The organism is Bradyrhizobium sp. SZCCHNR1051, from assembly GCF_032489615.1.
Classification (GTDB): Bacteria; Pseudomonadota; Alphaproteobacteria; order Rhizobiales; family Xanthobacteraceae; genus Bradyrhizobium.
Genome location: NZ_JAUEYJ010000011.1, coordinates 194716 through 220070 on the forward strand (window position 1 = coordinate 194716; position 25355 = coordinate 220070).

The following is a 25355-nucleotide window of genomic DNA, read 5'->3' on the forward strand; positions in this document are numbered from 1 at the left end:
TCGCATCGCATGTTTCATGTCTCGAATCTCGTGAGGTCGAAAGGCGACCCCAAGATCATCTCGACTGGCCCGAGCTCGCTGACGCCGGCCGATCGTCTGGCCCGCAAGCTCGGCTGGTTCAGCATTGCGCTCGGCACGCTGGAGCTGCTGGCGCCGCACCGCGTCACCCATGCGCTCGGCATGGAGGGTCGCGAGGGACTGGTGCGCGCCTGTGGCGTGCGCGAGCTGTTCGCCGGCGTGCTCACGCTGTCGGTGGAGAAGCGGGCCGGCCTGCTGAGCCGCGTCGCCGGCGATGGGCTCGACATGATGACGCTGGCCGGTGAGCTCAGGCCGAGCAATCCGCGCGTGGGCAGCGTGCTGGCGGCGCTGGTCATGGTCGGCGGCATCACCGCGCTGGACTACATGTGCGCCCAGGACGTCAAGAGCCAGCACGATCCGCGACGCGGCCGCAAGCGCCTCTACAGCGACCGCAGCGGCTTCCCCAGGGGCATCGCCGCCGCAAAAGGCGCGGCGTTGCCGCGGCCGGCGCGCAGCACCGCCGCGACCTAGCCGGTCTGTGGAACAACGTCCTGAAGCTACGGCTTCAGGACGACAGAGAACCGGCGAAAGCCCGCGATCTTCGGAAACGCCTCCGCGGCCTCCGGCGAGACCAGGGCCACCACGGCTGCGCTCACCTCGCCATTGTTCAGCCGGGTGATCGCGGTGGCCTGTCCTTCCAGCAGCAGCACCTCCGTCGCACCGGCCGCATTCATGGCCGCGGTGATCTTCGCGTTGGACTTGGCATAGCGCTCGTCGATCGCGATCACCTTGCCGCTGAGATCGCCCACTCCGCGCACGGTAGGACGCGCCAGCAGCACCGCGACGAGATGACTGTCGGCGGGCCCCTCGGGGACACGCAGCGCGGTCATCCGCTCGGCCAGCTCGGCCGCCACCGTCACCGCAGCCACCATGACGTCGCTCTGGACCTTGGCCGGATTCGGCGTGTCCGTCGTGGCGGAGGGGGTCTTGATCACCGGCGCGGGCGCGCCGTCAGCTGGCGCGACCGGATCGGGCCGCGGCGTTTGCGCCGGCGCCGCGAGCGGCTTTTCGATCGGTTTATCAATCGCCTTTTCAATCGGCTTTTCAGTCGTCTTGGCGGTGACGATTTGCGGCTTGACCCGGCGCTTTGCGGCGTGGGCGTGCTTGCGCTGCAGGGCCGCGCGGCGCGCGACCGCGGCTGCAGGCTTACGGATCGTCTTGGCAGGCTCCAATGATTGCGGCGGCTCGTCGGCGACGGGACCGTCCACGCAGGGCCTTCCGCTCAGATCGACGCAAGGCGAGGCCACCTGCGGCGTCACCTGGTGGCTGCAGCCGGCCAGGGCCAAGGTTGAAACGACGGCCAACGCGCCGAGACAAAGCGCTCTCACTTTTCCGCTCCTGACGACTCTCCTGCGCACGGGACGCGCCTCTGCTTTGGCCTGCTATTTCAAGGGCCATCCGTTAAACTCAGGCTTAAGCGCCGGTCCCGGCACGCGGACTCAGTGAGGCGTGGTTAATGTCGCGCGCACAAGGCGGCGGCATTGGCCGGCCTCGACCGCGAGAACCGGGCATTCCCTCAGCGGATATCAAATAGGCTTCACGCCGCCGCGGGGGGCGTGCACGAATTCCGTTGATCGGATCACCGCACGCCGCCATGTTGCGGCAGGTTCGTCGCGACGCCCCGCGTTCCCTGCGCCCGCCGCGGCGGAACGAAGCGCCGCCGCAGATGTTTCTCGAACTTGCGAAGGATGCTCCATGGCCAAGACAGACCCCGCAGCCGGCAAGCCGATCGCCAATGCCGCGCTCGCCAACATTCCGCGGCTGATCACGGCCTATTATGCGCTGAAGCCCGACCCGCACCAGCCGACCCAGCGCGTCGCGTTCGGCACGTCGGGCCATCGCGGCTCGTCGTTGAAGACCGGCTTCAACGAGAACCACATTCTCGCCACCAGCCAGGCGCTCTGCGACTACCGGCGCCAGCAGGGCCTCGACGGCCCCCTCTTCGTCGGCATCGACACCCACGCGCTGGCCGAGCCGGCGCTCGCCAGCGCGCTCGAAGTGTTCGGCGCCAATGGCGTCGAGGTGATGGTCGACAAGGACGGTGGCTACACGCCGACACCGGTGATCTCGCACGCCATCATCTCCTACAACAAGGGCCGCACGGCGCATCTCGCCGACGGCGTCGTCATCACGCCGTCGCACAATCCGCCGGAGGATGGCGGCTACAAATACAATCCGCCGCATGGCGGTCCCGCCGACACCGACGCGACCGCCGAGATCGAGCGGCAGGCCAACGTCTATCTCGCCAACGACCTCGATGGCGTGTCGCGCATCAGCTACAGTCATGCCAAGCAGCGCGCCTCGGTGCACGCTTACGACTACATCACGCCCTACGTCGCCGATCTCGCCAACACCGTCGATCTCGACGCCGTCAAGGCGGCCGGCATCAAGATCGGCATCGATCCGCTCGGCGGCGCGGCGATCGCCTATTGGGCGCCGATCATCGAGCGCTACGGCCTCAATGCCACCATCGTGAACGAGCTCGTCGATCCCACCTTCCGCTTCATGACCGCGGACTGGGACGGCAAGATCCGGATGGACTGCTCATCGCCCTACGCGATGGCGAGCCTGATCGGCATGCGCGAGCGCTTCGATGTCGCGTTTGCCAACGACACCGACGCCGACCGCCATGGCATCGTCACGCGTTCGGGCGGGCTGATGAATCCCAACCACTATCTGGCGACGGCCATCTCCTATCTGTTCGCGCACCGGCCCGATTGGCGAAGCGACGCCGCGATCGGCAAGACCATCGTATCGAGCTCGATGATCGACCGCGTCGCGCGCAAGCTCGGCCGCAAGCTCGTCGAAACCCCCGTCGGCTTCAAATGGTTCGTCGAGGGCCTCGGCTCCGGCAGCTTCGGCTTCGCCGGCGAGGAGAGCGCAGGCGCGTCGTTCCTGAAGCGCGACGGCACGGTGTGGACCACCGACAAGGACGGCCTGATCCTCGGACTGCTCGCGGCCGAGATCATGGCCAAGCGCGGCCGCGACCCGAGCGAACTCTACAAGGAGCTGACGGCAGAGCTCGGCGCGCCAGTCTATGAGCGCATCGACGTACCGGCGAGCCCGTCGGCAAAGGCGGCGCTGAAGGCCCTGACGCCGGAAATGCTGAACCTGAAGGAGCTCGCCGGCGATCCCGTCCGCATGGTGCATACGAAGGCTCCGGGCAACGGCCAGTCGTTCGGCGGCATCAAGGTCGAGACCGACTACGGCTGGTTCGCGGCGCGCCCCTCCGGCACCGAGGACGTCAACAAGCTCTATGCCGAGAGCTTTCGCGACGCCGAGCATCTCAAGCGGATCCAGAGCGAGGCGCAGGCGGCGCTGGCGAAGGTGGGATGAAAGGGCGAGTAGCGAATAGGGAGTAGCGAATAGGGTTCTTGCCGTTCCCCATTCGCCATTCGCTATTCGCCCCTGCCCCCTTCCCTCCCGCCCCCCGCATCGGATATCGATGGCTGGACAACGACCTGACAGCCATCGGTGAGACCGGATGCGAAGCTCTTCGACTGCCTTGCGCGTCATCTTCAGCGCGCTCGCAACCTCGTTCATGCTGGTTGTCAGCGCCGCGGCGCAAATGGCGCCGGAAGCGGCCGCGCCGCGTCCGAGGCCGGCGCCTTCCTTGCGCGCCGCAGCCTGCCATAGCGGCCAGAGCTTCGACCGGTTTCTCGCCGAGCTGAAGCAGCGTGCCATGGCCGACGGCGTGTCGCAGAGCGCGATCGCGGCCGCCTCGCCATACCTCACCTACAACCAGGGCATCGTCAACCGCGACCGCGGCCAGCGGGTGTTCGGCCAGCTGTTCACCGAGTTCGCCGGCCGCATGGCAGCAAGCTACCGGATGCAGAACGGCCAGCAGCACATCCGGATGCATGCGGCGGCGTTCGCGCGCGCCGAGAAGGAGTATGGCGTGCCGCCGGCGGTCATCGCCGCGTTCTGGGGCCTGGAGAGCGATTTCGGCGCCAACATGGGCAACCTGCCGGTGCTGCCCTCGCTGGTGTCGCTGGCCTACGACTGCCGCCGCAGCGAGCGCTTCCAGAACGAGACCGTCGCCGCGTTGAAGATCATCGACCGCGGCGACCTCACGCCGTCCGAGATGATCGGCTCCTGGGCCGGCGAACTCGGCCAGACTCAGTTCCTGCCGACCCACTACGTCACCTATGCGGTCGATTACGATGGCGACGGCCGCCGCGACCTCCTGCGCAGTGCGCCCGACGTGATCGGTTCGACCGCCAACTACATCGCGACCGGGCTGAAATGGCGCCGCGGCGAACCCTGGCTGGAGGAGATCCGCGTGCCCCAGACCTTCCCCTGGGAGCAGGCCGATCTCACCGTCAAGGCGCCACGCAGCAAATGGGCCGGCCTCGGCGTGACCTATGCCGACGGCCGGTCGCTGCCGAACGATCCGCTCGAAGCCTCCGTGCTGCTGCCGATGGGCCGCAACGGCCCGGCGTTCCTGGCCTACGCCAATTTCGCGGCCTATACCGAATGGAACAACTCGCTGATCTATTCGACCACCGCGGCCTATCTCGCCACCCGCATCGCCGGCGCGGCGCCGATGCGCAAAGCCAGCGGCCCGGTCGCGCAACTGCCGTTCAACGAGATCAAGGAGCTGCAGCAGCTCCTGGTGAAGGCCGGTTTCGACGTCGGCAAGGTCGACGGCGTGCTCGGCCAGCAGAGCCGTATCGCGGTCAAAACGATGCAGTTGCGGCTCGGGCTGCCGGCCGATTCCTGGCCAACGGCGGAACTGCTCGTAGGCATGCGCGGCACACCGCGGGCGCAGGCGGCGCCGGCTTCAGCGACAGCGACACGGTAGGTGAGCCGACATCATCGCGCGACGCTCCTCGTCTCTCAATTGCTGATGACCTATTGTCCGACTTCATGCGACCGTGTCGTCCGCTCTTGGCTATTCCAATTTATCACCTTGGAATTGGACCGCCAGACGATCGCTCAGGACAAAAGCGCGAGCAGACGGACAATTGAAGCCCAATTTGGCTTGTAGCGCCGATCTTCATCCTGACCATGTTCGGCCACCCAGGCTCGTCGTTCTCCACGACCTCGATCCGGCATTTCGTCCACGGCTTGGCGAAATCCTCTAGGGGACGCGTCTACAATCGCCGTGACCTCAGCGTGAACGACTGGAATGCACGGCGACCGCAAAATCAGAAAGATGCAGTTGCATTCTCTTGGACGCCGCCCCATCTCCGAGGGCGCGCGCTTTCGTCGCGACGTCTCCTGCCAAAAGAGAGCATCATGTCCTTTTACGATTCGACCGTGCCGGCCTACCTCCAGATCCTCGGCAGCCTGTCCGGCCTGCTCAGCAAGGCCGAGGCCCATTGCGAAGCCAAAAAGATCGCCCCCGAGGTCCTGCTCGGCGCTCGCCTGTATCCGGACATGCTGCCGCTCTCCAAACAGATCCAGCTCGCCTGCGACTTCGCCGCCAAAGGCTGCGCCCGGCTTTCCCACAGCGAGGTCCCGAGCACACCCGACACCGAGACGACGTTCGCCGAGCTTCGCCAGCGGCTTGCCAGAACCATCGATTACCTGAAGACGTTCCAGCCGGCGCAGTTCGAAGGGGCCGATAGCCGCGACGTGACCTTTCCAAGCGGGCCCAACACCACGCTGACCCTGAAGGGGCAGGACTTCGTTAACCGCGTCTCGTTTCCGAACTTCTATTTCCACGCCGCGATCGCGCACGGCATCCTCCGCCACAACGGCGTCGAAATCGGCAAGCGGGACTTCCTCGGGGTTGCCTGACCCCCTTTTGTTTTCTGCAGCAGGCTACCCAACGAACGGCTTGTTGCGGCGGCCCCGATCGCGCAGCTCGTTTGCGTCGGACGGATACCTCCTGGCATTGCGCTGTTCGCGGCAATGCACAATTGACCACAACCCCCTCCTCTCTCCTGGAAAGACCCGATGAGTGCATCCAAATTGTTCGAGCCGCATAAGCTCGGTCCGATCACCCTGGCCAATCGCGTCGTGATGGCGCCGCTGACCCGCAACCGCGCCGTGGACGGCCTCGCGCCGGGCCCGCTGACGGCCGAATATTACAGCCAGCGCGCCTCCGCCGGCCTGCTGATCTCCGAGGCCAGCCAGGTCTCGCAGCAGGGCCAGGGCTACCAGGACACGCCCGGCATCTATTCCAAGGAGCAGATCGCCGGCTGGCGCAAGGTGACCGACGCGGTGCACGCAAAGGGCGGCCGCATCTTCGTCCAGCTCTGGCACGTCGGCCGCATCTCCCATGTCTCGCTGCAACCGAACGGCGGCGCCCCGGTCGCGCCCTCGGCGATTCCTGCCAAGACCAAGACCTTCGTCGGCGGCACCTTCACCGACGTCTCGACGCCGCGCGCGCTCGAGCTCAGTGAGATTCCCGGCATCGTCGCGGCGTTCAAGCAGGCCGCGCTCAATGCGATCGAGGCCGGCTTCGACGGCGTCGAGATCCACGGCGCCAACGGCTATCTGCTCGACCAGTTTGCCAAGGACGGCGCCAACAAGCGCACCGACGCCTATGGCGGGTCGATCGAGAACCGCGCAAAGCTGATGCTCGAGGTCGCCAAGGCCGTCTCGGAGGCGATCGGCGCCGACAAGACCGGCATCCGGCTGTCGCCGGTGACGCCCGCGAACGACATCTCCGATTCCAATCCGCAGGCGCTGTTCGACTACATCGTCGACCAGCTCGCTGCGCTGAAGCTCGTCTACATCCACGTCATCGAGGGTGCGACCGGCGGTCCGCGCGACGTCGCGCCGTTCGACTACGCGTCGCTGCGCAAGCGCTTCAAGGGCACCTATATCGCCAACAACGGCTACGACCTCGCGCTCGCCAACAAGCAGCTCGACGCCGGCGCCGCCGACCTGATCGCCTTCGGCCGCCCCTTCATCGCCAACCCCGACCTGGTCGAGCGCCTCAAGACCGGCGCCCCGCTCAACGAGCTCGACCGCGCCACGCTCTATGGTGGCGGCGAGAAGGGCTACACCGATTATCCAACGCTGAAAGCGGCGCAAGCGGCGGAGTAGTCGCCATCACGTAGGGTGGGCAAAGCAGCCGCCCGCAGGGCGGCCGCGTGCCCACCATGCCTCCGCGAGAGCGGAGGGAGTGGTGGGCACGGCGCACGAGAGGCCGCGCCTGTCGCGACATCTCGCTTCGCGCCTTTGCCCACCCTGCGCTTCTGCGATCCGGCACATCCCCACCTATATCATGCTGCCCGGCAGGAAGCACCGCACATCGATGCGCAGGCCCGTATTCAGCTCGCGATAATACACGGGCCATACCATCGTCCGGCCGGCGCGATTGGGCTCGGTCACCACGGCCTCTTCCGGAACGACCCACCATTGGCCTTCAATGCGAACACGGTAGCGGCCATCCTTCGTGTCCCAATCCGTGTCCGAGAGCGCGGTGCCATCCGCATCCGAGCAGCACAGCCCCTTGCCCGAACGCAAACTCTCGAACCAGCCTTTGAGCGGAGAATTGGCGTAACGCCCATCGAGATCGCGCGCCGCCGCATCGCCAAGCAGCAGAGAATGCGCCCCCAGACTGCCGGCGAGAAGCACGACAGAGATTGTCGCTCGTACCCAAGGAGGCACGTGGGGCCGGTGAACGGCATCCATCGATGACGTGATGATCGATACAAGGCTTGAATATCTACGGCTCACGTGCACCACCTCGCTGCTCGATACGATGCGCAATAGCTGGTCGGGTTCTGTGGCGGAAGTTCGTAGTTGGAGGAGGCCGGCAGCAACTAATCGCGATGCTTCGCAAATTCCAGAAGCGCGCAGCGATCTCGTTCACGAGGTCAGCGGGATAATTGCCCAAAATCCATCGTGAGCAGACTCATCGACGATTCATACCGGCTGCGTAGGGTGGGCAAAGCAGCCGCCCGCAGGGCGGTCGCGTGCCCACCGTGCATCCGCGCAAGCGGAAGGAATGGTGGGCACGGCGCGCGGTGGAGTTGAGCTCGTGGCATGCAGTGTCGCACGCGCGCCTTTGCCCACCCTACGGCAGCGGAGACACGTCACGCCTTTGGTCAAGCAACGACAAGGCCGGGATTGCTCCCGGCCTTCTACGTCGTGCTTCGCAGGTCCTGCCCGAGGCAGCCGCTTCAGAACTCCGCGCGCACCTTCAGCAGCGCCGACTGCTCGAGATACTGGCTACCCACCACGGCGTTGTAACCCAGCGAGATCGACTGACGCTCGCCGAACGCCACCAGCTTGAGCGCGGCGCCCAGCTCGGCCAGGTTGCGCTCGGGCGACGGTCCGGCGGCGAGGAAGGTCGCGCTGCCGCCGGCAAAGCTTGCGGTCACGTTCTGCGCGGTGTTGCCGAACTCGTGCCGCCACGCCGCCAGCGTCTCCAGGCCGAAGCCGTAGGTCGATGTCACCAGCAGCGGAACGGTCGAACGGAAGCCGAGGTTCGAACGCACCGAGTTGGTGGTCTGCCTGGCGATCGCGAGCGCGGCACCTGCGGTGCTGATCTCGATATAGGCCTGCTGATCGAGACGGCCGTAGGTCACGCCGGCGAACGGCGTCAGCACGGCCTCGCCGAGCTTCACCGGGACACCGAACTCGCCACGCACCAGCGTAAGCCAGCCCTTGTGGCTGCCCGAGACGGTGTCGGTAAAGCCCGCGAAGTTGACGCGGCGCGTGGTGGTGTAGTCGACCAGCGCGATGCCTGCGGAGCCGTTGACGTACCAGGACGGCTGAACATAGGCGGCGTACACCGTGCCCTGATAGTGCTGCATGCCGACCGCATCGCCGGCGGCGGTCCGATCGTCGATGCTGCTGGTGGCGTAGCCAAACGCAGCACCGACGCGGAACGCATTGTCGATCCGCTGATCGATGCCGGCGACGAGGCCCCCGGTGTTGCCGCTGTAGCCGGCAACACCCGCCACGTCACGCTGCGAGGCATTGGTGCCGATCAGGCTGCCCCAGACGGTGCGCTCCGGCTCGGGCGCGATGGCCGACGCCAGCGGCGCCTTCACCGTCGGACGAGCCTTGGTCGGATGGTAGGCCATCAGCATCGAGGCGAGCGGATCGGCGTCGTCGGCGAACGCCGAGGCGACACGCGAATTGGGCGACGCGGCCGCCGCCGTCAGCCGGTTGTCGATCTGGTTCTGGAACAGCGATGCGGTGCCGAGCGGCACCTGGACCTGGGCGCCGTTGACGAGCGGACGCAACTGATCGCCGGCGCCGCGCACCTCCCGGTCGGTGCTGAGGCTCTGCACCGCGCCGCCGAGCGCCTGCAGCCGCGCATTGCTGCCGTTGTAGCCAAGCAGGCCGTCGAGCGCGGCAAGGCTGCTGGGCGAGATGCCGGCGACGGTCGCGGGCGACCGCACGGACGCGTTCAGCAGCAGAGCCCCCGTCGAGGTATCGGCAGTGAAGCCGACCAGCGCGCTGGAGAAATCGACGTCGAGCGGCGTCGCCGACACCGCCGTCGCGACACGGTAGAAGTCGCCATTGCGCACGATGCCCTGAAGCGTCGGCGCAACCGTCCCCGCGCCGGCGAAGGTCACCGCGCCGGTGATGTTGCCGATCTTCGTCGACGGCGCTGCCGCGGTGCCGCCCGGCCCGAAGATCGTCGTGCGCAACACCGCGCCATCGACGAGCTGCACGCCGGCCCCGCCGCTCATGGTGACCTGCGACTTCATCAGGTCGAGCATGCCGAAATTGACGATGCTGGCGAGGCTGGTCACGCCGTCGAGCGTCAGCGAATTGCTGCCGAGGCCGTTCTGCGCGACGACGTTGCCGCTGAAGCCGGTGCCCTTCAGCAGGATGGTATTGGTCGCACCATCCTGGTCGTTGATAATGATGTCGCCGCCGAGCGCGCCGGTGTTGACCAGATTGAAGGTGCGCGCGCCGAAAAACGTCGCCGCCTGGGTGGTGCTGGCGGCGCAAAGCGGATCGGTCGTGTTCGCGCCCGCCGTCGGACAGGCATTGCCGTTGACGTCCGTGCCCGAGCCGGAGCTGCTATAGGTGCCCGCGACGGTGCCTGCGGTCGCCTTCGCAAACGAGCCGCGCGAGGCGCTCTGGTCGACCGAGATCGATCCCAAGATCGTGCCGCTGTTGGCGATGTCGTGCTCGCCCGAGCCCAGATAGAGGTTGCCCTGGATCAGGCCGGCATTGCTGATGACGCTGTCGCGCGGGCCCGAGTTCGAGCCGCTGCCGGTCAGCGGGAAGGTCGATCCCGCCGCAAGCCCCGCGGCCGTGGTCAGCGGATTGGTGTCGAGCGCCAGGATATCGCCTTTGATCACGCCGCCGGCAGTGTTGGTCAGCGTCAGCGCCTTGGTTTCGGTCACCGTCACATTGCCGCCGGCGTCGAACTTGTAGAGCGGCGAATCCGGATTGCTGCCGGGGATCGTATCGAACTCGGCGCCGGCGAAGGCGCCGATGGCCCAGTGCCCATCATAGAAGCGGCTCGCCGCCGTCCAGCTGGTGTTGGCGATGGTGCCGGAGTTGGTGATCGTGGTGTCGGCGCGGCCGTAATAGGCGGCGGCATAGTTGCCGGTCGCCGAGATCGTGCCGCCGGCGCGGTTGTTCACCACGAAGCCGTTGGTGTTGTCGTCGGAATACAGCGCCGAGATGATGGCGAGGTTGGTGCCGTTGTAGCGGCCCGTCGCGGTCGCACCGACGGAAACGCTCAGCTTGGCGGGATCGAACGCGCCGTAGAAATTCTGGGTCGCGGCGAGCGTCCCGGTGTTGTTGACGGTGAACCTGTTGACCTGGCTGTCGGCGACGATGACGTGAAGCCGGCCGGCGCTGAGCTGGCTGGTGGTGAGGCTGAGCCAGCCGGCGTTGTTGATGACGACGTTGTTGACGGCCGGATCCTCGGCATTGGAGAAATTGGCCGCGATCATGCCGCGATCGGCCAGACCGGCCTGGGTGTTGGTGGTGAGATTGCGAACGGCCGTCGAATCCAGCGTGATAATCGTCGTCGGCGGATTGGGATTGTAGCCGGTCACCGGAAAGGCCGGGTTCGCCGGCGTATAGGAATTGCTGCCGCTCGAGGGCGTCGCCGTCGCCGCAGCGGCGTCGTACACGGTGATTGCCGTGCTGATGGTCCCGCTGCAGGTGACGGTGACGCCTGGCGTCGTACATTCGGCCCTTGCCTCGCCAGCAACCATCCACGTCGACAACAACACAAAACTTGCGGCAGCCGCCTCGCTGCGCTTTCTGTTCTTTGACTTCACCTGACGCCCCACGGTACGCAATACACGGCTTCTTGTTGATGACCGATTGTATCGAAACGTGGGCAGGAGCCAGCAAGGCGAAAGTTTCTAGGAGCGCCCGGGACATTGTCAAACTAACAACTGAATTAGTCCCATAGCGCCCGGACTAATTATCATCATCCGCTTCATTTGAAACACCACTCTTCCGCTAGATCTGAAATTTTGACGACAAGGACGGCGGACCGCTCCACCGCGGAGGACAGCGCAGAGATGGACTCGCGCTCCCGGTTCCGACACCTGCAGGCTCCGATCAACAAATGAAAAGGCCGGGATTTCTCCCGGCCTTCTTGCCACGGTGGGGGGCTGCCGTGGCGCGGCGCGGATGCGCCTATGGTGGCTGGTCGTCCGCTCCTGAGGCTCAGAACTTCGCCCGGATGCCGGCATAGGCCGCGAGCGGCATTCCCGGAACCATGCTGCGCGGATCGTTCAACGCGAACGCCGTTCCGCCGCCGGCGGTGTTGAAGCCGGCCGGATCGAACACGGTTCCTGCCGAATAATAGCGCTGATTGAACAGGTTCTGGATCAGGCCGAACACCTCGACGTTCTTGGTCACCTGATAGGACGTGTTGACGTTCACGACCCAATAGGCCGGGACCTTCGGATAGACGTTGGTCTCGTCGTGAAGCAGGTACTGGCTGCCGACATAGTTGACGCTAGCGCCCACCTTCCAGGCGTCGGTCACGGCATATTCGGCGCCGAGCTTCAGGCGATGCGCCGGAATGCCGGGAATGTGGTTGCCGGACACGACGCCCACAGCGGCCCCCAGGAATGGATCGTTGACGTCGAAGGCGCTGCGGAAGGTGGCGTCGATGAAGGTGTAGTTGGCGTAGGCGGTCCACCGGTTCCAGGTCAGGTCGAGCTTGGCCTCGACGCCCTGGCGCAGAGTCGTGCCGGCGTTCTTGAAATAGCCGCGCACGGGATTCGCCGGATCGACGACGTTGATGATGTCGTCGGAGTTCTCGGTGCGGAACAGGCTGAGGCCCCAGCGCAGCCGCCAGCCGTCGTCGACGGCGACCGCCTTGACCGGCGCCTTGCGATAGGCCGGCAGATCGGCGGCGTAGGCCGAGCGGCCACCGGAGATCTCGCCACGCAGACCACCTTCGATGGTGCGTGACACCACCTGCTTCAGCGGCGGATCGGCGATCAGGAAGTTGTCGATCAGGCAGGGATTGGCCGGATCGGAGCAGCCGAGCTCGAGCGGGGTCGGCGCGCGGTTGGCTTCGGAATAGCCGGCATAGGCGGTCATGTTGGGCGTAATCTTGTAGGTCAGGCCGACCACCGGATTGAAGCGCTGGAAGTTGTTGTTGCTGTTCAGGAGCGGCGCGAACCCGGTCTGGTCGCGCAGGTCGATCTGGGCCCAGTTGAAGCGCCCGCCCGCCGTGAGTGACAATTGGGAGGTGATGTCGAACGTGTTGGTCGCATAGAAGCCGAGATAGGTGTTCTTGGCGTTCAGGTTGACCGGCGCGAGACCGGCATTGGGCTGATCGACGAAGACGCCCAGGCCGGTGACGAACAGGTTGTTGTCGACGGTGCCAAGCTCCGATGTCGCCGCAAAGTTGGTGTTGCCGTGATCGACACTGGCGCCGACGACGAAATGATTGTCATGGCCGAACAGCTGAGTGGTCGAGGTAGCCTGCAGCGAGCCGCCATAGCTGTCGGTCTTGACGGTGTTGCGGTCGATCTGGCCCAGCGCCGCATCGCCCGCCAGCGTGTTGGCGGTCGGACCGTTGCGGTTCATCTGGAACTCGGTGCCGGCGGCATCGCTGAGGCAGAACTCTCCGGGAAACGCGCCCGCCGGATCGCAGGCGGCAACCTCGGTGCCGTTGCCGTCGACGCGCGACGACTTGTAATTGCGATAGTAGCCGTTGGCCTGGACCGAGAGCGTATCCGTCGGCGCCCATTTGAGGCTCGCCTGCACCATCTGCATCTGCAGATGCAGCGATTGCGGCCAAGTATAGACGCTGGACCAGCGCTGGTTCAACATCTCGATCGGCGTCGCGGCCACCGAGCCGAGCTTGTTGTCGGCGCCGGTGAAGGAGAGATGGAATTCGGTATTGTCGCCGCGCGCGCCGAAATCGGCATACATGCGCCGGACCTGCGACGCCGACGAATAGTCGCGCCAGCCGCGGTCATAGGCGCCCTCCGCCGCGATGTAGGCCGAGTAGGTGCCGTTGTTCCAGCCGTATTGCGCACCCGACTGGATCCGGCCGAACGAGCCGCCGAACAGCTGGGCTTCGCCGCCTTGATAGGTGAAGCCGTTCTTCATCTCGATCGACATGGCCCCGCCGGTGGCGTTGAGGCCGAACAGCGGGTTGTTCGGCATCAGCGTCATGCGCGCAATCGCCATTTCCGGGATCAGGTCCCAGTTCACGACGTCGCCGAAGGCCTCATTGATGCGGGTGCCGTTCTGGTAGACGGCGATGCCCTGCGGCGTCCCGAGCACGGGCGAGGCAGTCTGACCGCGATAATTCAAGTCGCGCTGGAACGCGTTCCCGGTCTGGTCGCTGAGCGAGACCCCGGGCACCGATTGCAGGATGCTGTCGAGCAGCGTCGGCGCGCGGCTGTGGTCGAGCTCCCGCGCCCCGATGGTTTCGACATTGGAAGGAATCTTGTCCTTCGCGATCTCGCTGCCCTGAACGGGCGAGACGCCGACCACCTCGATGGTCTGCAGGGTTTGCTGCGCGAACGCAGCCGTAGGCAGTAACGCACACGTCGCGAGAAGCGCGCTCTTCAGCGCCGACAGTCTGGTCAAGACGTCCCCCAGTTTCTTGTCGACCGGCTCTGGCGTCTGCTCATGCCCCTGAGCCCCACCCGCACCAGAACTGGCCGATTTACCCGTTTACGAACGTTAACATTCGTAAACAGCCCTCCAGTTCGTCGCAACGGGCAATATTCTTCGGGACCTAGGGACAATCTTCCCGGATCCGGAAAGTGGCGATCAATTCGCCGAGCTATCTCCCAGCCTCGGCCGCACTGTTGCACCCGATCCTGGTTTGCAAGGGAACTCACATGGTAGAGGAAGCATCGGCGCCGTCGGCGCCATAAGGGCAAGACCTTCATCGGATGTATCGCGTTCTGCTCGTCGATGACCACCCGGTCGTGATCACGGCCTGCCGCTGGCTGCTGAACGAAGCCGGGATCCGCTCGCTGTCCGAGGCACACGATGCCGAGAGCGGGTACCAAGCCTATATCCGCGACCGGCCGGACGTCGCGATCGTCGATCTGCGTCTACAGGGACGGGAACTCGGCGGAATCAGTCTGATCGAACGCATGCGGTCGCACGATCCCCGCGCCCGAATCCTGGTCTTCAGCATGCACGCCGATCCGCGTATCGTCCGCTCCGCGATCGACGCCGGCGCCAACGGCTATTTGCTAAAGGACGCCCCGCCGCACGAGCTGCCAAAGGCATTGGAACAGGTTCGAACCGGCGGCACCTATCTTGACCCGCAGCTCGCCACCCGCATCGCCCTGCTCCGCGCCGATCCGGACGGCATGGCGGCCGCGGCATTGACCCCGCGCGAGCGCCAGGCACTTGCGCTGCTGGCTCAGGCGAAATCCTATCAGGCGATCGCCGACCAGCTCGGCATCAGCTACAAGACCGTCATCAACCTGACCTACCGGCTGCGACAGAAGCTCGGGGCGCGCAGCCTGCCCGACCTGGTTCGTCTCGCAGTGGAAATGTCCCGCCCAAGCATGTGAGGGCCAATCGCCGTCCCTGCCGGCCCGCCACGAGCATCCGCCTGAAAGGCGAGGGCCTGCGACGGTCTCCCATCACAGGCCCTCGAGCTCATATCTGTGTCGCGTCGGTCCAGTGCGGACCGACGTCTCACTTCAGCAGCTTGGCCACCGACTTCAGCTCCTTGGAATCGAGCGTGCCGTCATGGTCAGGATCGGCCGCCTTGAAGCGGCCTTCCACCAGCGCGAGATACTCGTCCTTGGTCAGCGTGCCGTCATTGTCGGGATCAGCGGCCTTGAGATCCTTGGCCGAAACGCGGCCGCGCAGCTCCTTGGCGTCGAGCGTGCCGTCGTGGTCGCGATCGAGACGATCGAACAGCGCGCCGGCGGCCGTGCGGACCTCGTTCATGTCGGCGGTGCCGTCCTTGTCGGGGTCGATCGAGGTCAGCAGCTTGGAAGGGGCCGGTGCACTGACAGCGATCGTCGACGTGCCGACGATCGCGGCCATGCCGACGGCAGCGGCCGTCATCATCAGTTTCCAATTCATCGAATTGATCCTTTGTCTCCGCCGTCCGGGGGGCGGCGATGAAGGGCACGAAAACAACCTATGCGAGCGTCGGCGGTTCACCGGCAACGCGCCACACATCACTTTGACCTATGGGAGGCCTTGTCATTTCGCAAGTGCAAGAACGCGACGCCCGGGAAATTCCCGCAAGAGCGTCGGGACTAGAACCTCGGTCCGTGCAGGAAATATCTCCCCGGACGGTCGCGACGCGGACCGCTATCGTGGTCGAAGACACCTCCTCCTGCCTCGGCCCGGGCATTGGCGACGTGGCGTCCGCGCTTGGCGACATGCCTTGCGGTTCTGGCACCGCTCCCCGATGACGCCTGTCGGACTTGCCCAACCTGACCTCTCTTGCCGGCCTGGGTTTGATTCCACCACGCTTCCAACTGGTCCCGCAGCGACTCCTCCGCGAAGGCGCGTCCATCCGGCAGCAGCGTGGACAGAAGGAGTGTGAGCACCAGTCCGAGCCGCATCGGCTGAGCGGACAAGCGGCGACGATGACCGGGTGTGTGAAGCACGGGCGTGTCCATTCTCTGGCTGATCCGGCGATCAGCAATGCATGCTGCAGCACATGTTTTCCTCGCTCTATGACTTCAATGTGTTTGCAACACGCCACATTCATCGCCGCCCTGAGATTCACTCGCGAAATGGCCGCCATATTGTCCCGGTCAAAATGTCCCGTTCGACTTGGCAAAACATCCCTATTCCTCATCGAGACAGGAAGGGCCGGAGCAATTGCGGCATTCAACGACTGATCGTTTCCCGATCGCGTCATCTTTCAGCCGACAGGCCCGCATGTTTTCGCCCCGCCGACTCGTTAGCTCATCAGTTGAAGGGAGCGCGGGGACATGCAGCCGAACGGCATCGCCAGGAGTGCAAGAAGACGATCGCGATTGTACATGGCTGCCGGTGCTCTCGTTCTCGCGCCGTTCGGTGCAGCGGCCGAGGAGATCCAGGGCAATGACCCCGCCTCGCCCGGACATTTCCAGGTCGAACAGCGCTTCGGCTATCTGACAACCTTCAATCCGCAACAGAACGGCGGACGCCGCGTGCCGCAGCGTGCGGTCACCGGCGAGACCGAGATCGGCTACTCGCCGACCGAATGGTACGAGATCGCGTTGACCTCGCCTTACGCCTTTGCCCGCACCAATGTGCCGATGGCGCTTGGCAATGTGATGGACAATGGCGTGCCCGGCTATTCATTTCAGTCCGGCGGCGTCACCATTCGCCAGACCTTCATCCAGGGCGACCGGCTTGAGCGCACCGTCTTCCTCGGCCTGGTGTCACGCACCATCCTGGCGCCGCAGGGCGGCCTGACGCCAGACCTGTGGGTCGCCAACAAGGCCGGAGCCGGCCAGCCCGGCGCGCCGCGCTTCGTGCAGGAGGCCACGCCGCGGGTGGCGCAGATGTTCACGCCGATCATCGGCGTCAACCTGCCCAACGACTATCAGCTCATCTTCAACGCCAACATGACCTTCGGCATCGACGGCGCCGGCTCGGCCTTCGAGCCCTCGGTGCGCTTCGTCAAGCGCCTCAGCGATCGCTGGACCATCGGTATCGAACACTTCTCCAATCTCGGACCGTTCGGCTACATCCTGCCCTGGAATCAGCAGATGCAGACGCTCTACGCAGTCGCCGACACCCGCTTCAAGGGCTTCGAGCTCAGCTTCGGCGTCGGCTACGGCCTGACCAACGCCTCGCGCGGCCTTGCCGTCAAGACCAGCATCGGCAAGGATTTCTGATCCGCGCGCCTTCATCCCATGACCAATCATAAGAAAAGGACACTCGTCATGCGTCGCCTCGTCACCGCCTGCGCGCTTCTCATGCTTGCCGGCTCCGCCGCGTCCGCCGAGGACGGCCCGCGCTTCCTCAACCGCACCGGCCAGACCATCGTGAAAATGTACCTGGCGGCCGCCGGCACCAAAACCTGGGGCGCCGACCAGTGCAAGAACGACGACGAGGGCGAGGTCGACCACAATGAGCGCATGACGCTGGTCGGCGTGAAGTCCGGCCGCTACGACATCAAGCTGTCCGAAAAGGGCGGCCGCACCTGCGTCGCCAAGAACATCGAACTCAAGGAAGGCGCGCAGTTCGTCGTGCGCGATACGGATCTGACCGAGTGCAGCAAATAGGCGGCACGCGGCGGCACCGATATCGCCCTGGATGGCGCCGCGTTCAGCGCGGCCTCAGATGGAGGGGGACCGTGCGCGAGACCTGCGCCTGAGCCATCGCCGGCGGAAAGCGCGGGAACGGCGCGGCGCGTTCGATGATGCCCATCGCCGCGCGGTCCAGCGCCGGCGAGCCCGAGCTTCCAGCGAGCCGTCGCGACAGCAGCCGTCCGTTGCGATCGATCACGACGTTCAGCATGACGGTGCCGCTCGCGCCATTGCCGTCGGAGGGATAGGCTGCGGCGCGGCGGATCTGCGCCACCACCTCGGCGTTCCAACTGGCCTGGCCCTCGCGCGCCCCGACGCTGTCCTCGCCGGGATTGGGCGCCGACGCGACACGTGAAGGCCGGGCCGCCGGCGCCGCAGCCGGCTTCGGCGGTGCGGGCTTCCTCTCGGCCCTCTCCTTCGTCTCCTTCTTCTCCACTGGCTTGCGCTCGACACGCTCGGGAACGGGCTTCGGCTCCGGCGGTATCGCCTCGATCGGTTTCGGTGGTGGCGGCGGCGGCAAAATAACATCGTCTGCACGCGGCGGCTCGGGCGCGAGCGCGACCTGTGGCGCGGGCTCCGGCGAGGGAATGACATCCGGCACCGGCTCCGGCTGCGCCATGACCTGCGGCTCCGGCTCGGAGGGAGCCGGCGGGACAGGCTCAGCGACGGCCTCGCGCGCGACCGGGTCGTCCTTCACCGGCTCGTCCTTCGGCGGCTCCACCGGCGGCGGCTCGGACGCCGGCGCATCCTGCGCCGTCGGCGCCGGCTCGCTCACCACCGCCGGGGTGAACACGACGTCGAAGGCCGGCGCCTGGGCACGTCCCTGCGGCGCGGGACGCAGCAGCAGATAGCCGACGGCGAGCCCGACATGCAGCCCGCCCACCACCAGCGCGGCGATGGTCCACAGCGTCCGCTCCCGGCGCTGCTCGTATTCGAACGGATCGAGCGTGAGGACGCTCACTGCGCGCCCCGGTCTTCCAGGGCGACGAGCGCCACCTTGGTGTAGCCGGCACGGCGCAGCGTGTTCATCAGCGCCATCACCTCGCCATAGGGCAGCGTCTGATCGGCGCGCAGCAGCACGCGCTGCTCGTGATCGGACTTGGTGGCGGCATCGAGCGAGGCGGCGATGTCGGCCTGCGCCACGCTCTGGTCGCCAACGGCGAGCGAGCGGTCGGCCTTGAAGGTGACGAAGACCGGCGTCTCCGCGCGCGGCTGCGGCTCGGCCGAGATCGCCGGCAGGTTGACCGGGACGTCGACCGTGGCGAGCGGCGCGGCGACCATGAAGATGATCAGGAGCACCAGCATGACGTCGATGAACGGCGTCACGTTGATGTCGTGCGTCTCCTCGAACTCGTCGGGGCGCCGGGCAAGCTTGACGGCCATGACTCACTCCGCCGGATTGGCGATCGACAGCATCGGCGCCTCGACGGCGCGGATGGCGCTGCGCCGCGTTTCGGCGGGCCCGGCGTGCTGACGATCGAGATCGCGGCTGAGCAGGCGCATCACCGCCACCGACGCATCGGCGATGACGGCGCGATAGCCGCCGGTGGCGCGCGCGAACAGGTTGTAGATCACGACCGCGGGAATCGCGGCGGCGAGGCCGAAGGCGGTTGCGAGCAGCGCTTCCGCAATGCCCGGCGCCACCACCGCGAGGTTGGTCGTATGCGCATGCGAGATGCCGATGAAGCTGTTCATGATGCCCCAGACCGTGCCGAACAGGCCGACGAACGGCCCGACCGCGCCGACCGTGGCGAGAATGCCGATGCCGCGGCCGATGCGCGCCACCGCCGCCGCCTCGATCCGCTCGAACTGCCAGGAGACGCGCTCCTTGATGCCGTCGGCGGGAAGGCCACGCGACTTGTCGATTTCGTCATCGGCGACGGCCAGCAGCCGGCCGACCACACCGTCGTCGGCGGAAATGCGCCCCGTCGCATCCGACAGCGCGCGCGCGGCCATCGCGATGCCGAGCGCGCTGCGCGAGGTGCGCAGTGCCGCGCGGAGTTGGATCGTCTTCACCACCAGAACGGTCCAGGTTGCAACTGAAGCCAGCGCCAGCCCGATCATCACCGCCTTCACGACGATGTCGGCCTGCATGAACATGGTCCAGGGCGACAACGCCTCCGGCAGCGTGCTCGCGATATTGGCGATGTGCGCCTGATCCATGGCCGTACTCCCTCGGTGGCCCCGTGGTTGGTGATCACGATCCCGGCGTGGATCGCATGGGGCCATGCCGGATCGTGTCGAGGCCTTGTTGTTTCGTGTCGTTGGGGCAAAGTCACGGCGAAGATCGCGACAATCCCGATCGTCAAAGAGTGCCGCCTGTCCCCACCGGCTTCAAGGCACTTGCTGCGTGGAAGTTGTCCCATGCGATCCTGGAATAATTCCCGAATGGAACGGGAAGCCCCTCACCTCTGGGCCAAAAGAAAAGGCCGGGATTGCTCCCGGCCTTCGTGATGGGATTGCCCGGTCGAGCCGGACGACGACTTTAGAGCGTGCGCTCACTTCGCCTCAGCGCGCTTCGGCGGGGTGGCCGGCCACGACTTGATCAGGGTGTCGTAGTCGATCGTCTCGCCCTTCGGCTTCTCGTTCGCGAGCTTGCGCTGCGGAGCGATGTTACCGTCCTTGGCCGACTTGTTGAACCAGAACTCGGCCGATTCCTTCTTGTTCAGCTTCGGACCGCACTCGCCCTGGACCTTGGACTTCTCGAGACGCTCGAGGACGGAGTCCTGGGCGGCTGCGAGCGCATCCATCGCGGCCTGCGGCGTCTTCGCACCGGACGACGCATCGCCGATGTTCTGCCACCACAGTTGCGCCAGCTTCGGATAGTCGGGCACGTTGTTGCCGGTCGGGGTCCACTGCACGCGTGCGGGCGAGCGGTAGAACTCGACGAGGCCGCCGAGCTTCGGCGCACGCTCGGTGAACGACTTGTCCCAGATGTCGGATTCACGGATGAAGGTGAGACCGACATGGCTCTTCTTCAAGCTGACCGTCTTGGAGACGATGAACTGCAGGTACAGCCAGGCGGCCTTGCGGCGATCCGGCGGGGTCGACTTCAGCAGCGTGAGCGAGCCCGCGTCCTGATAGCCTAGCTTCATGCCTTCCTTCCAGTAGGCGCCGTGCGGCGACGGAGCCATGCGCCACTTCGGCGTGCCGTCAGCGTTCACGACCGGCAGACCCGGCTTCACCATGTCGGCGGTGAAGGCGGTGTACCAGAAGATCTGCTGGGCGACGTTGCCCTGCGCGGGCACCGGGCCAGCCTCGGAGAAGGTCATGCCCTGCGCCTGCGGCGGCGCGTACTTCTTCATCCAGTCGAGATATTTGGTGATCGAGTAGACCGCCGCCGGACCGTTGGTGTCGCCACCGCGCTCGACCGAGGAGCCGACCGGACGGCAGCCTTCCATGCGGATGCCCCATTCGTCGACCGGCAGGCCGTTCGGGATGCCCTTGTCGCCGTTGCCGGCCATCGACAGCCAGGCGTCGGTGAAGCGCCAGCCGAGCGAGGGATCCTTCTTGCCATAGTCCATGTGGCCATAGACCTTGACGCCGTTGATCTCCTTGATGTCGTTGGTGAAGAACTCGGCGATGTCCTCATAGGCCGACCAGTTCACGGGCACGCCGAGGTCGTAGCCATACTTGGCCTTGAACTTGGCCTTGTAGTCCGGATTGGTGAACCAGTCGTAGCGGAACCAATACAGGTTGGCGAACTGCTGGTCGGGCAGCTGATAGAGCTTGCCGTCCGGAGCGGTCGTGAACGACTTGCCGATGAAGTCGTTGACGTCGAGATAGGGGTCGGTGACGTCCTTGCCCTCGCCCTTCATGTAGTCCGACAGCGCGATGGTCTGGCCGTAGCGGAAGTGGGTGCCGATCAGGTCGGAGTCGTTGATCCAGCCGTCATAGACGTTCTTGCCGGACTGCATCTGGGTCTGCAGCTTCTCGACGACGTCACCTTCCTGGATGATGTCGTGCTTGAGCTTGATGCCGGTGATCTCGCTGAACGCCTTGGCGAGCGTCTTGGCTTCGTACTCATGCGTGGTGATGGTCTCGGAGACGACGTTGATCTCCATGCCCTTGAAGGGCTCGGCGGCCTTGGCCAGCCACTGCAGCTCCTTCAGCTGATCTTCTTTCGAGAGCGTCGAGGGCTGGAATTCGCTGTCGATCCACTTCTGGATCGTGGCGTCGTCGGCAAGCGCCGGCACGGACAGCGTCATGGTCGCGGCGAACAGCGCGGCAGCGCTGGTCATCGCGAGATAGCTTGCCTTGGTCAGGTGATGCTTCCTAGGTTTCAAGTGTCGCATGCTTTCCTCCTTGAGCGACGTATCCAGGTCCGGGTTGCCCCCGGATCTGCCCTTCCTCGCCTGCCTCAGACGGTGCGAAAGATCGCAACGGCGGATGCAAGCGAAATTGCGGTCGCGAGCCACAGGCTCGAAACCTCAAAACTGTCCTCGCCGACCGGCAGGGTCGCGATCGTGTCGGTGCCGACAAGCCCGATCCAGACGAGGTGAATGACGGCGGCCGAGATCAGCGAGATGAACAGACGGTCGCCGCGCGTGGTCGGAATGCGCAGCACGCCGACGCGCTCGGCCTCGGGATAGCGCGCGGCGAGTAGCGTCATGACGCCGAGGGTGCAGGCCAGCGCGGCGAAGAAGATCGCCGTCGGCGCAGTCCAGGCCATCCATGCGATGCTGTCCATGGCTATCAGCTCCAGGCGATAATGGACCCCCTCCCCCGCTTGCGGGGGAGGGTTGGGGTGGGGGCGCCGCGAGTCCGACTGCCCAAGAGAAGAGATACCCCCACCCGTATCGCATCTGGCGATGCGATACGGCCTCCCCCGCAAGCGGGGGAGGCGGAACGGAGGCCGTCGCGGATCGTCTGCATCATCACACCCGCCCCAGCGCGAAGCCGCGCGCGATGTAGTTGCGGACGAACCAGATGACGAGCGCGCCCGGGATGATGGTCAGCACGCCGGCAGCCGCGAGCAGGCCCCAATCCATGCCGGACGCCGACACGGTCCGGGTCATCACCGCCGAGATCGGCTTGGCATAGACCGAGGTCAGCGTGCGCGCGAGCAGCAGCTCGACCCAGGAGAACATGAAGCAGAAGAAGGCGGCGACGCCGATGCCGCTCGCGATCAGCGGCACCAGGATCTTCACGAAGAAGCGCGGGAACGAATAGCCGTCGAGGAACGCGGTCTCGTCGATCTCACGCGGGACCGAGGACACGAAGCCCTCGAGGATCCAGACCGCGAGCGGAACGTTGAAGATGCAATGCGCCAGCGCGACCGCCCACGGCGTATCGAACAGGCCGATCGCCGAGTACAGATTGAAGAACGGCAGCGCGTAGACCGCGGCCGGCGCCATGCGGTTCGACAGCAGCCAGAAGAACAGGTGCTTGTCGCCGAGGAAGCGGTAGCGCGAGAACGCATAGGCCGCCGGCAGCGCCACGAGGATCGAGATCACCGTGTTGAGGATCACGTATTTCAGCGAGTTGATGTAGCCGGAATACCAGCTCTCGTCGGTGAAGATGCGCATGTAGTTGGCCAGCGTCGGCTGATGCGGCCAGAGCGTCATCGTTGTGACGATCTCGTTGTTGGTCTTGAAACTCATGTTGACGAGCCAGTAGATCGGCAACAGCAGGAAGACCAGGAACAGCGAGATGATGATGCGACGGCCCGGAATGGTGTTCATCACGCGCCCCCTTTCACCGGCCGGCGCTCGGCGCCGGCATTGGTCATGATGGTGTAGAACACCCAACACACGATCAGGATGATCAGATTGTAGACCAGCGATAGCGCCGCCGCTTTGCCGAGGTCGAACTGGCCGAGCGCGATCTTGACGAGCTCGATCGAGATGAAGGTCGTCGAATTGCCCGGTCCGCCGCCGGTGACGACGAACGGCTCGGTGTAGATCATGAAGCTGTCCATGAAGCGCAGCAGCACGGCGATCAGCAGCACGCGATGCATCTTTGGCAGCTGGATTGCGGTAAACACCGCCCAGCGCGAGGCGCCGTCGATCTGCGCAGCCTGAGAATAGGCGTCGGGGATCGACTTCAGGCCGGCATAGCACAGCAGCGCCACCAGGCTGGTCCAGTGCCACACGTCCATCACGATGACGGTGGCCCAGGCATCGAGATCGTTGGACACGTAATTGTAGTCGATGCCTATGCTCGTCAACGCATAGCCAAGCAGGCCGATGTCGGGCCGGCCGAAAATCTGCCAGATGGTGCCGACCACATTCCACGGAATCAAGAGCGGCAGCGCCAGCACGACGAGGCAGAAGGCCACGGTCCATCCGCCCCGCGGCATCGACAGCGCCACGACGATGCCGAGCGGCACCTCGATGGCCAGAATTGCGAGCGAGAAGATCAGGTTGCGCCCGAGCGAGGCGAGGAAGCGGCCGCCGAGATCGGTCGAGGGATCGAGCAGCTCCTTGAACCAGCCGACACCGTTCCAGAAGAACTGGTTGTTGCCGAACGTGTCCTGCATCGAATAGTTCACGACCGTCATCAGCGGCAGGATGGCGGAGAACGCCACCAGCAGGAACACCGGCAGCACCAGGAACCAGGCCTTGTTGTTGATGGTCTTGTCCATCACTCAGGCTCCCTCGACGAGACGGCTGTCGGCATAGACATGGACATAGGCTGGATTGAACTTCAGCCCGATCGCCGAGCCCTGCGGCGAGAAGCCGGCCGGCAGTCGCGCGGCGAACTTGACGTCGCCGACACGAACGCGCGCGAAGCGGATGCGGCCGAGATCGTCGACGCGCTCGATATTGGCATCGAGCAGGTCGGGTCCGGGCTGAGCGACATCGACGAATTCCGGACGGACGCCGATCTCGATCTTGGCTCCGGCCGGCAACGCGTCGTAGCTGCGCGCCAGCGTCAGGGTGTGACCGTCGATGCGGGCTTCACGTCCCTTCACCTCGGCCGAGAGGATGTTCATGCCGGGCGAGCCGATGAAATAGCCCACGAACGTATGCGCGGGCTTGTCGAACAGCTCGGCCGGCGTGCCGCTCTGCACGACGCGGCCGTCATGCATCACGACGACGGTGTCGGCGAAGGTCAGCGCCTCGGTCTGATCGTGGGTGACGTAGATCATCGTCAGGTCGAGTTCGCGATGCAGCGCCTTCAGCTTGGAGCGCAGCTGCCATTTCAGCTCGGGATCGATCACGGTCAGCGGCTCGTCGAACAAGACGGCGGCGACGTCGGAGCGCACCAGGCCGCGGCCGAGCGAGATCTTCTGCTTGGCGTCGGCGGTCAAGCGCGTGGCCTTGCGGTTGAGGTACGGTGTGAGATCGAGCAGACGCGCGATCTCTGCAACGCGCTTGTCGATCTCGGCCCTTGGCACGCCGCGGTTCTTCAGAGGAAACGCAAGATTTTCGCCCACCGTCATCGTGTCGTAGATGACCGGAAACTGGAACACCTGCGCGATGTTGCGTTCGCGGGTCGAGGCTTTGGTGATGTCCTTGCCGTCGAACAGGATCTTGCCGTGCGAGGGCGTCAGGATGCCGGAGATCAGGTTGAGCAGCGTGGTCTTTCCGCAGCCGGACGGGCCGAGCAGCGCATAGGCGCCGCCCTGGCGCCAGGTCATCGTCACCGGCTTCAGCGCGTAGCTCTCGATATCGCCGCTGTTGCCGTTGTAGGCGTGGGCGAGATCGACGAGGTCAATGCGGGCCATGCGGC

22 protein-coding genes are annotated in these 25355 nt (G+C 65.4%); 9 read left to right on the forward strand and 13 right to left on the reverse strand.

The genetic code is table 11. From position 1 onward, the window contains the following. Nucleotides 1-9 precede the first annotated feature (9 nt). Nucleotides 10-549, forward strand: coding sequence for a hypothetical protein (locus QW868_RS15735; RefSeq protein ID WP_316230890.1), 540 nt, complete (start codon nucleotides 10-12; stop codon nucleotides 547-549). A 26-nt stretch (nucleotides 550-575) separates the two neighbouring features. Here QW868_RS15735 and QW868_RS15740 read toward each other — a convergent pair whose 3' ends face one another. Beyond that, nucleotides 576-1406 carry a hypothetical protein gene (locus QW868_RS15740; protein ID WP_316230891.1) on the reverse strand — a complete coding sequence of 277 codons (831 nt, stop codon included), beginning with the start codon at nucleotides 1404-1406 and terminating at the stop codon, nucleotides 576-578. Between the two features lie 367 nt (nucleotides 1407-1773). On the opposite strand from QW868_RS15740, the gene pgm reads away from it, so the two are divergent. From pgm to QW868_RS15760, 4 genes are all read left to right on the forward strand, one after another. Next, nucleotides 1774-3414, forward strand: coding sequence for a phosphoglucomutase (alpha-D-glucose-1,6-bisphosphate-dependent) (gene pgm / locus QW868_RS15745; protein ID WP_315796820.1), 1641 nt, complete (start codon nucleotides 1774-1776; stop codon nucleotides 3412-3414). A 232-nt stretch (nucleotides 3415-3646) separates the two neighbouring features. Next, on the forward strand, nucleotides 3647-4882 hold the full coding sequence (locus tag QW868_RS15750; protein WP_316230909.1) for a lytic murein transglycosylase: 1236 nt from the start codon (nucleotides 3647-3649) through the stop codon (nucleotides 4880-4882). Nucleotides 4883-5319: 437 nt separating this feature from the next. Next, a complete protein-coding gene (locus tag QW868_RS15755) occupies nucleotides 5320-5823 on the forward strand; it encodes a DUF1993 domain-containing protein (RefSeq protein WP_315717326.1) in 504 nt (167 codons plus the stop codon). Between the two features lie 159 nt (nucleotides 5824-5982). Next, nucleotides 5983-7080 carry an alkene reductase gene (locus QW868_RS15760; RefSeq protein WP_315811801.1) on the forward strand — a complete coding sequence of 366 codons (1098 nt, stop codon included), beginning with the start codon at nucleotides 5983-5985 and terminating at the stop codon, nucleotides 7078-7080. Nucleotides 7081-7254: 174 nt separating this feature from the next. Here QW868_RS15760 and QW868_RS15765 read toward each other — a convergent pair whose 3' ends face one another. Together QW868_RS15765 and QW868_RS15770 are read right to left on the reverse strand one after the other, a co-directional pair. Then, on the reverse strand, nucleotides 7255-7671 hold the full coding sequence (locus QW868_RS15765) for a hypothetical protein (RefSeq protein ID WP_316230910.1): 417 nt from the start codon (nucleotides 7669-7671) through the stop codon (nucleotides 7255-7257). A 491-nt stretch (nucleotides 7672-8162) separates the two neighbouring features. Then, complete coding sequence (locus QW868_RS15770; protein ID WP_316230892.1) at nucleotides 8163-11093, reverse strand: autotransporter domain-containing protein; 2931 nt, start codon at nucleotides 11091-11093, stop codon at nucleotides 8163-8165. 1 nt (nucleotide 11094) lies between these two features. Between QW868_RS15770 and QW868_RS15775 the strand changes: the two genes are divergently transcribed. Beyond that, complete coding sequence (locus tag QW868_RS15775) at nucleotides 11095-11247, forward strand: hypothetical protein (protein ID WP_315773427.1); 153 nt, start codon at nucleotides 11095-11097, stop codon at nucleotides 11245-11247. A gap of 393 nt (nucleotides 11248-11640) precedes the next feature. On the opposite strand, the gene QW868_RS15780 is transcribed toward QW868_RS15775, so the two are convergent. Further along, the gene (locus QW868_RS15780) at nucleotides 11641-14034 is read right to left on the reverse strand and encodes a TonB-dependent receptor (RefSeq protein ID WP_316230893.1); all 2394 of its coding nucleotides are present in this window, start codon (nucleotides 14032-14034) and stop codon (nucleotides 11641-11643) included. Nucleotides 14035-14345: 311 nt separating this feature from the next. On the opposite strand from QW868_RS15780, the gene QW868_RS15785 reads away from it, so the two are divergent. Continuing rightward, nucleotides 14346-14981: a response regulator transcription factor gene (locus QW868_RS15785; RefSeq protein WP_316230894.1), complete on the forward strand. Its 636-nt coding sequence runs from the start codon at nucleotides 14346-14348 to the stop codon at nucleotides 14979-14981. 127 nt (nucleotides 14982-15108) lie between these two features. Here QW868_RS15785 and QW868_RS15790 read toward each other — a convergent pair whose 3' ends face one another. After that, complete coding sequence (locus QW868_RS15790; protein WP_316230911.1) at nucleotides 15109-15465, reverse strand: EF-hand domain-containing protein; 357 nt, start codon at nucleotides 15463-15465, stop codon at nucleotides 15109-15111. Nucleotides 15466-16421: 956 nt separating this feature from the next. Between QW868_RS15790 and QW868_RS15795 the strand changes: the two genes are divergently transcribed. After that, nucleotides 16422-17264 (forward strand): hypothetical protein, encoded by an 843-nt coding sequence (locus tag QW868_RS15795; protein ID WP_315776116.1) that lies wholly within the window; start codon nucleotides 16422-16424, stop codon nucleotides 17262-17264. A 48-nt stretch (nucleotides 17265-17312) separates the two neighbouring features. Then, nucleotides 17313-17654 carry a hypothetical protein gene (locus QW868_RS15800; protein WP_315717331.1) on the forward strand — a complete coding sequence of 114 codons (342 nt, stop codon included), beginning with the start codon at nucleotides 17313-17315 and terminating at the stop codon, nucleotides 17652-17654. Between the two features lie 43 nt (nucleotides 17655-17697). On the opposite strand, the gene QW868_RS15805 is transcribed toward QW868_RS15800, so the two are convergent. The 8 genes from QW868_RS15805 to QW868_RS15840 all read right to left on the reverse strand — a co-directional run bounded on the left by QW868_RS15805 (nucleotide 17698) and on the right by QW868_RS15840 (nucleotide 25350). Beyond that, nucleotides 17698-18639: a TonB family protein gene (locus QW868_RS15805; protein WP_316230895.1), complete on the reverse strand. Its 942-nt coding sequence runs from the start codon at nucleotides 18637-18639 to the stop codon at nucleotides 17698-17700. After that, nucleotides 18636-19061 carry a TonB system transport protein ExbD gene (exbD, locus tag QW868_RS15810; protein WP_315738390.1) on the reverse strand — a complete coding sequence of 142 codons (426 nt, stop codon included), beginning with the start codon at nucleotides 19059-19061 and terminating at the stop codon, nucleotides 18636-18638. Before exbD ends, QW868_RS15805 begins: the two co-directional genes overlap by 4 nt. 3 nt (nucleotides 19062-19064) lie before the next feature. After that, the gene (gene exbB, locus QW868_RS15815) at nucleotides 19065-19841 is read right to left on the reverse strand and encodes a tonB-system energizer ExbB (protein ID WP_315773416.1); all 777 of its coding nucleotides are present in this window, start codon (nucleotides 19839-19841) and stop codon (nucleotides 19065-19067) included. A gap of 335 nt (nucleotides 19842-20176) precedes the next feature. Continuing rightward, entirely contained in the window at nucleotides 20177-21919 is a 1743-nt protein-coding gene (locus tag QW868_RS15820; protein WP_316230912.1) for an ABC transporter substrate-binding protein, read from the reverse strand. Between the two features lie 119 nt (nucleotides 21920-22038). After that, on the reverse strand, nucleotides 22039-22368 hold the full coding sequence (locus QW868_RS15825) for a DUF2160 domain-containing protein (protein ID WP_315738392.1): 330 nt from the start codon (nucleotides 22366-22368) through the stop codon (nucleotides 22039-22041). Nucleotides 22369-22555: 187 nt separating this feature from the next. Further along, a complete protein-coding gene (locus QW868_RS15830) occupies nucleotides 22556-23362 on the reverse strand; it encodes a carbohydrate ABC transporter permease (protein WP_315796815.1) in 807 nt (268 codons plus the stop codon). Beyond that, nucleotides 23362-24264, reverse strand: a complete 903-nt coding sequence (locus QW868_RS15835; RefSeq protein ID WP_316230896.1) for a sugar ABC transporter permease — start codon at nucleotides 24262-24264, stop codon at nucleotides 23362-23364. Before QW868_RS15835 ends, QW868_RS15830 begins: the two co-directional genes overlap by 1 nt. A 3-nt stretch (nucleotides 24265-24267) precedes the next feature. Further along, on the reverse strand, nucleotides 24268-25350 hold the full coding sequence (locus tag QW868_RS15840) for an ABC transporter ATP-binding protein (RefSeq protein ID WP_316230897.1): 1083 nt from the start codon (nucleotides 25348-25350) through the stop codon (nucleotides 24268-24270). Between the last annotated feature and the right edge of the window lie 5 nt (nucleotides 25351-25355).

Coding starts and splice junctions, on each gene's coding strand:
- QW868_RS15785 (WP_316230894.1), top strand. CDS start 14,346: ATGTATCGCGTTCTGCTCGTCGATGACCACCCGGTCGTGATCACGGCC.
- QW868_RS15755 (WP_315717326.1), top strand. CDS start 5,320: ATGTCCTTTTACGATTCGACCGTGCCGGCCTACCTCCAGATCCTCGGC.
- QW868_RS15735 (WP_316230890.1), top strand. CDS start 10: ATGTTTCATGTCTCGAATCTCGTGAGGTCGAAAGGCGACCCCAAGATC.
- QW868_RS15750 (WP_316230909.1), top strand. CDS start 3,647: ATGGCGCCGGAAGCGGCCGCGCCGCGTCCGAGGCCGGCGCCTTCCTTG.
- exbD (WP_315738390.1), bottom strand. CDS start 19,061: ATGGCCGTCAAGCTTGCCCGGCGCCCCGACGAGTTCGAGGAGACGCAC.
- QW868_RS15840 (WP_316230897.1), bottom strand. CDS start 25,350: ATGGCCCGCATTGACCTCGTCGATCTCGCCCACGCCTACAACGGCAAC.
- QW868_RS15835 (WP_316230896.1), bottom strand. CDS start 24,264: ATGGACAAGACCATCAACAACAAGGCCTGGTTCCTGGTGCTGCCGGTG.
- QW868_RS15800 (WP_315717331.1), top strand. CDS start 17,313: ATGCGTCGCCTCGTCACCGCCTGCGCGCTTCTCATGCTTGCCGGCTCC.
- QW868_RS15830 (WP_315796815.1), bottom strand. CDS start 23,362: ATGAACACCATTCCGGGCCGTCGCATCATCATCTCGCTGTTCCTGGTC.
- QW868_RS15790 (WP_316230911.1), bottom strand. CDS start 15,465: ATGGCCGCGATCGTCGGCACGTCGACGATCGCTGTCAGTGCACCGGCC.
- exbB (WP_315773416.1), bottom strand. CDS start 19,841: ATGGATCAGGCGCACATCGCCAATATCGCGAGCACGCTGCCGGAGGCG.
- QW868_RS15820 (WP_316230912.1), bottom strand. CDS start 21,919: ATGACCAGCGCTGCCGCGCTGTTCGCCGCGACCATGACGCTGTCCGTG.
- QW868_RS15795 (WP_315776116.1), top strand. CDS start 16,422: ATGGCTGCCGGTGCTCTCGTTCTCGCGCCGTTCGGTGCAGCGGCCGAG.
- QW868_RS15765 (WP_316230910.1), bottom strand. CDS start 7,671: ATGGATGCCGTTCACCGGCCCCACGTGCCTCCTTGGGTACGAGCGACA.
- QW868_RS15825 (WP_315738392.1), bottom strand. CDS start 22,368: ATGGACAGCATCGCATGGATGGCCTGGACTGCGCCGACGGCGATCTTC.
- pgm (WP_315796820.1), top strand. CDS start 1,774: ATGGCCAAGACAGACCCCGCAGCCGGCAAGCCGATCGCCAATGCCGCG.
- QW868_RS15760 (WP_315811801.1), top strand. CDS start 5,983: ATGAGTGCATCCAAATTGTTCGAGCCGCATAAGCTCGGTCCGATCACC.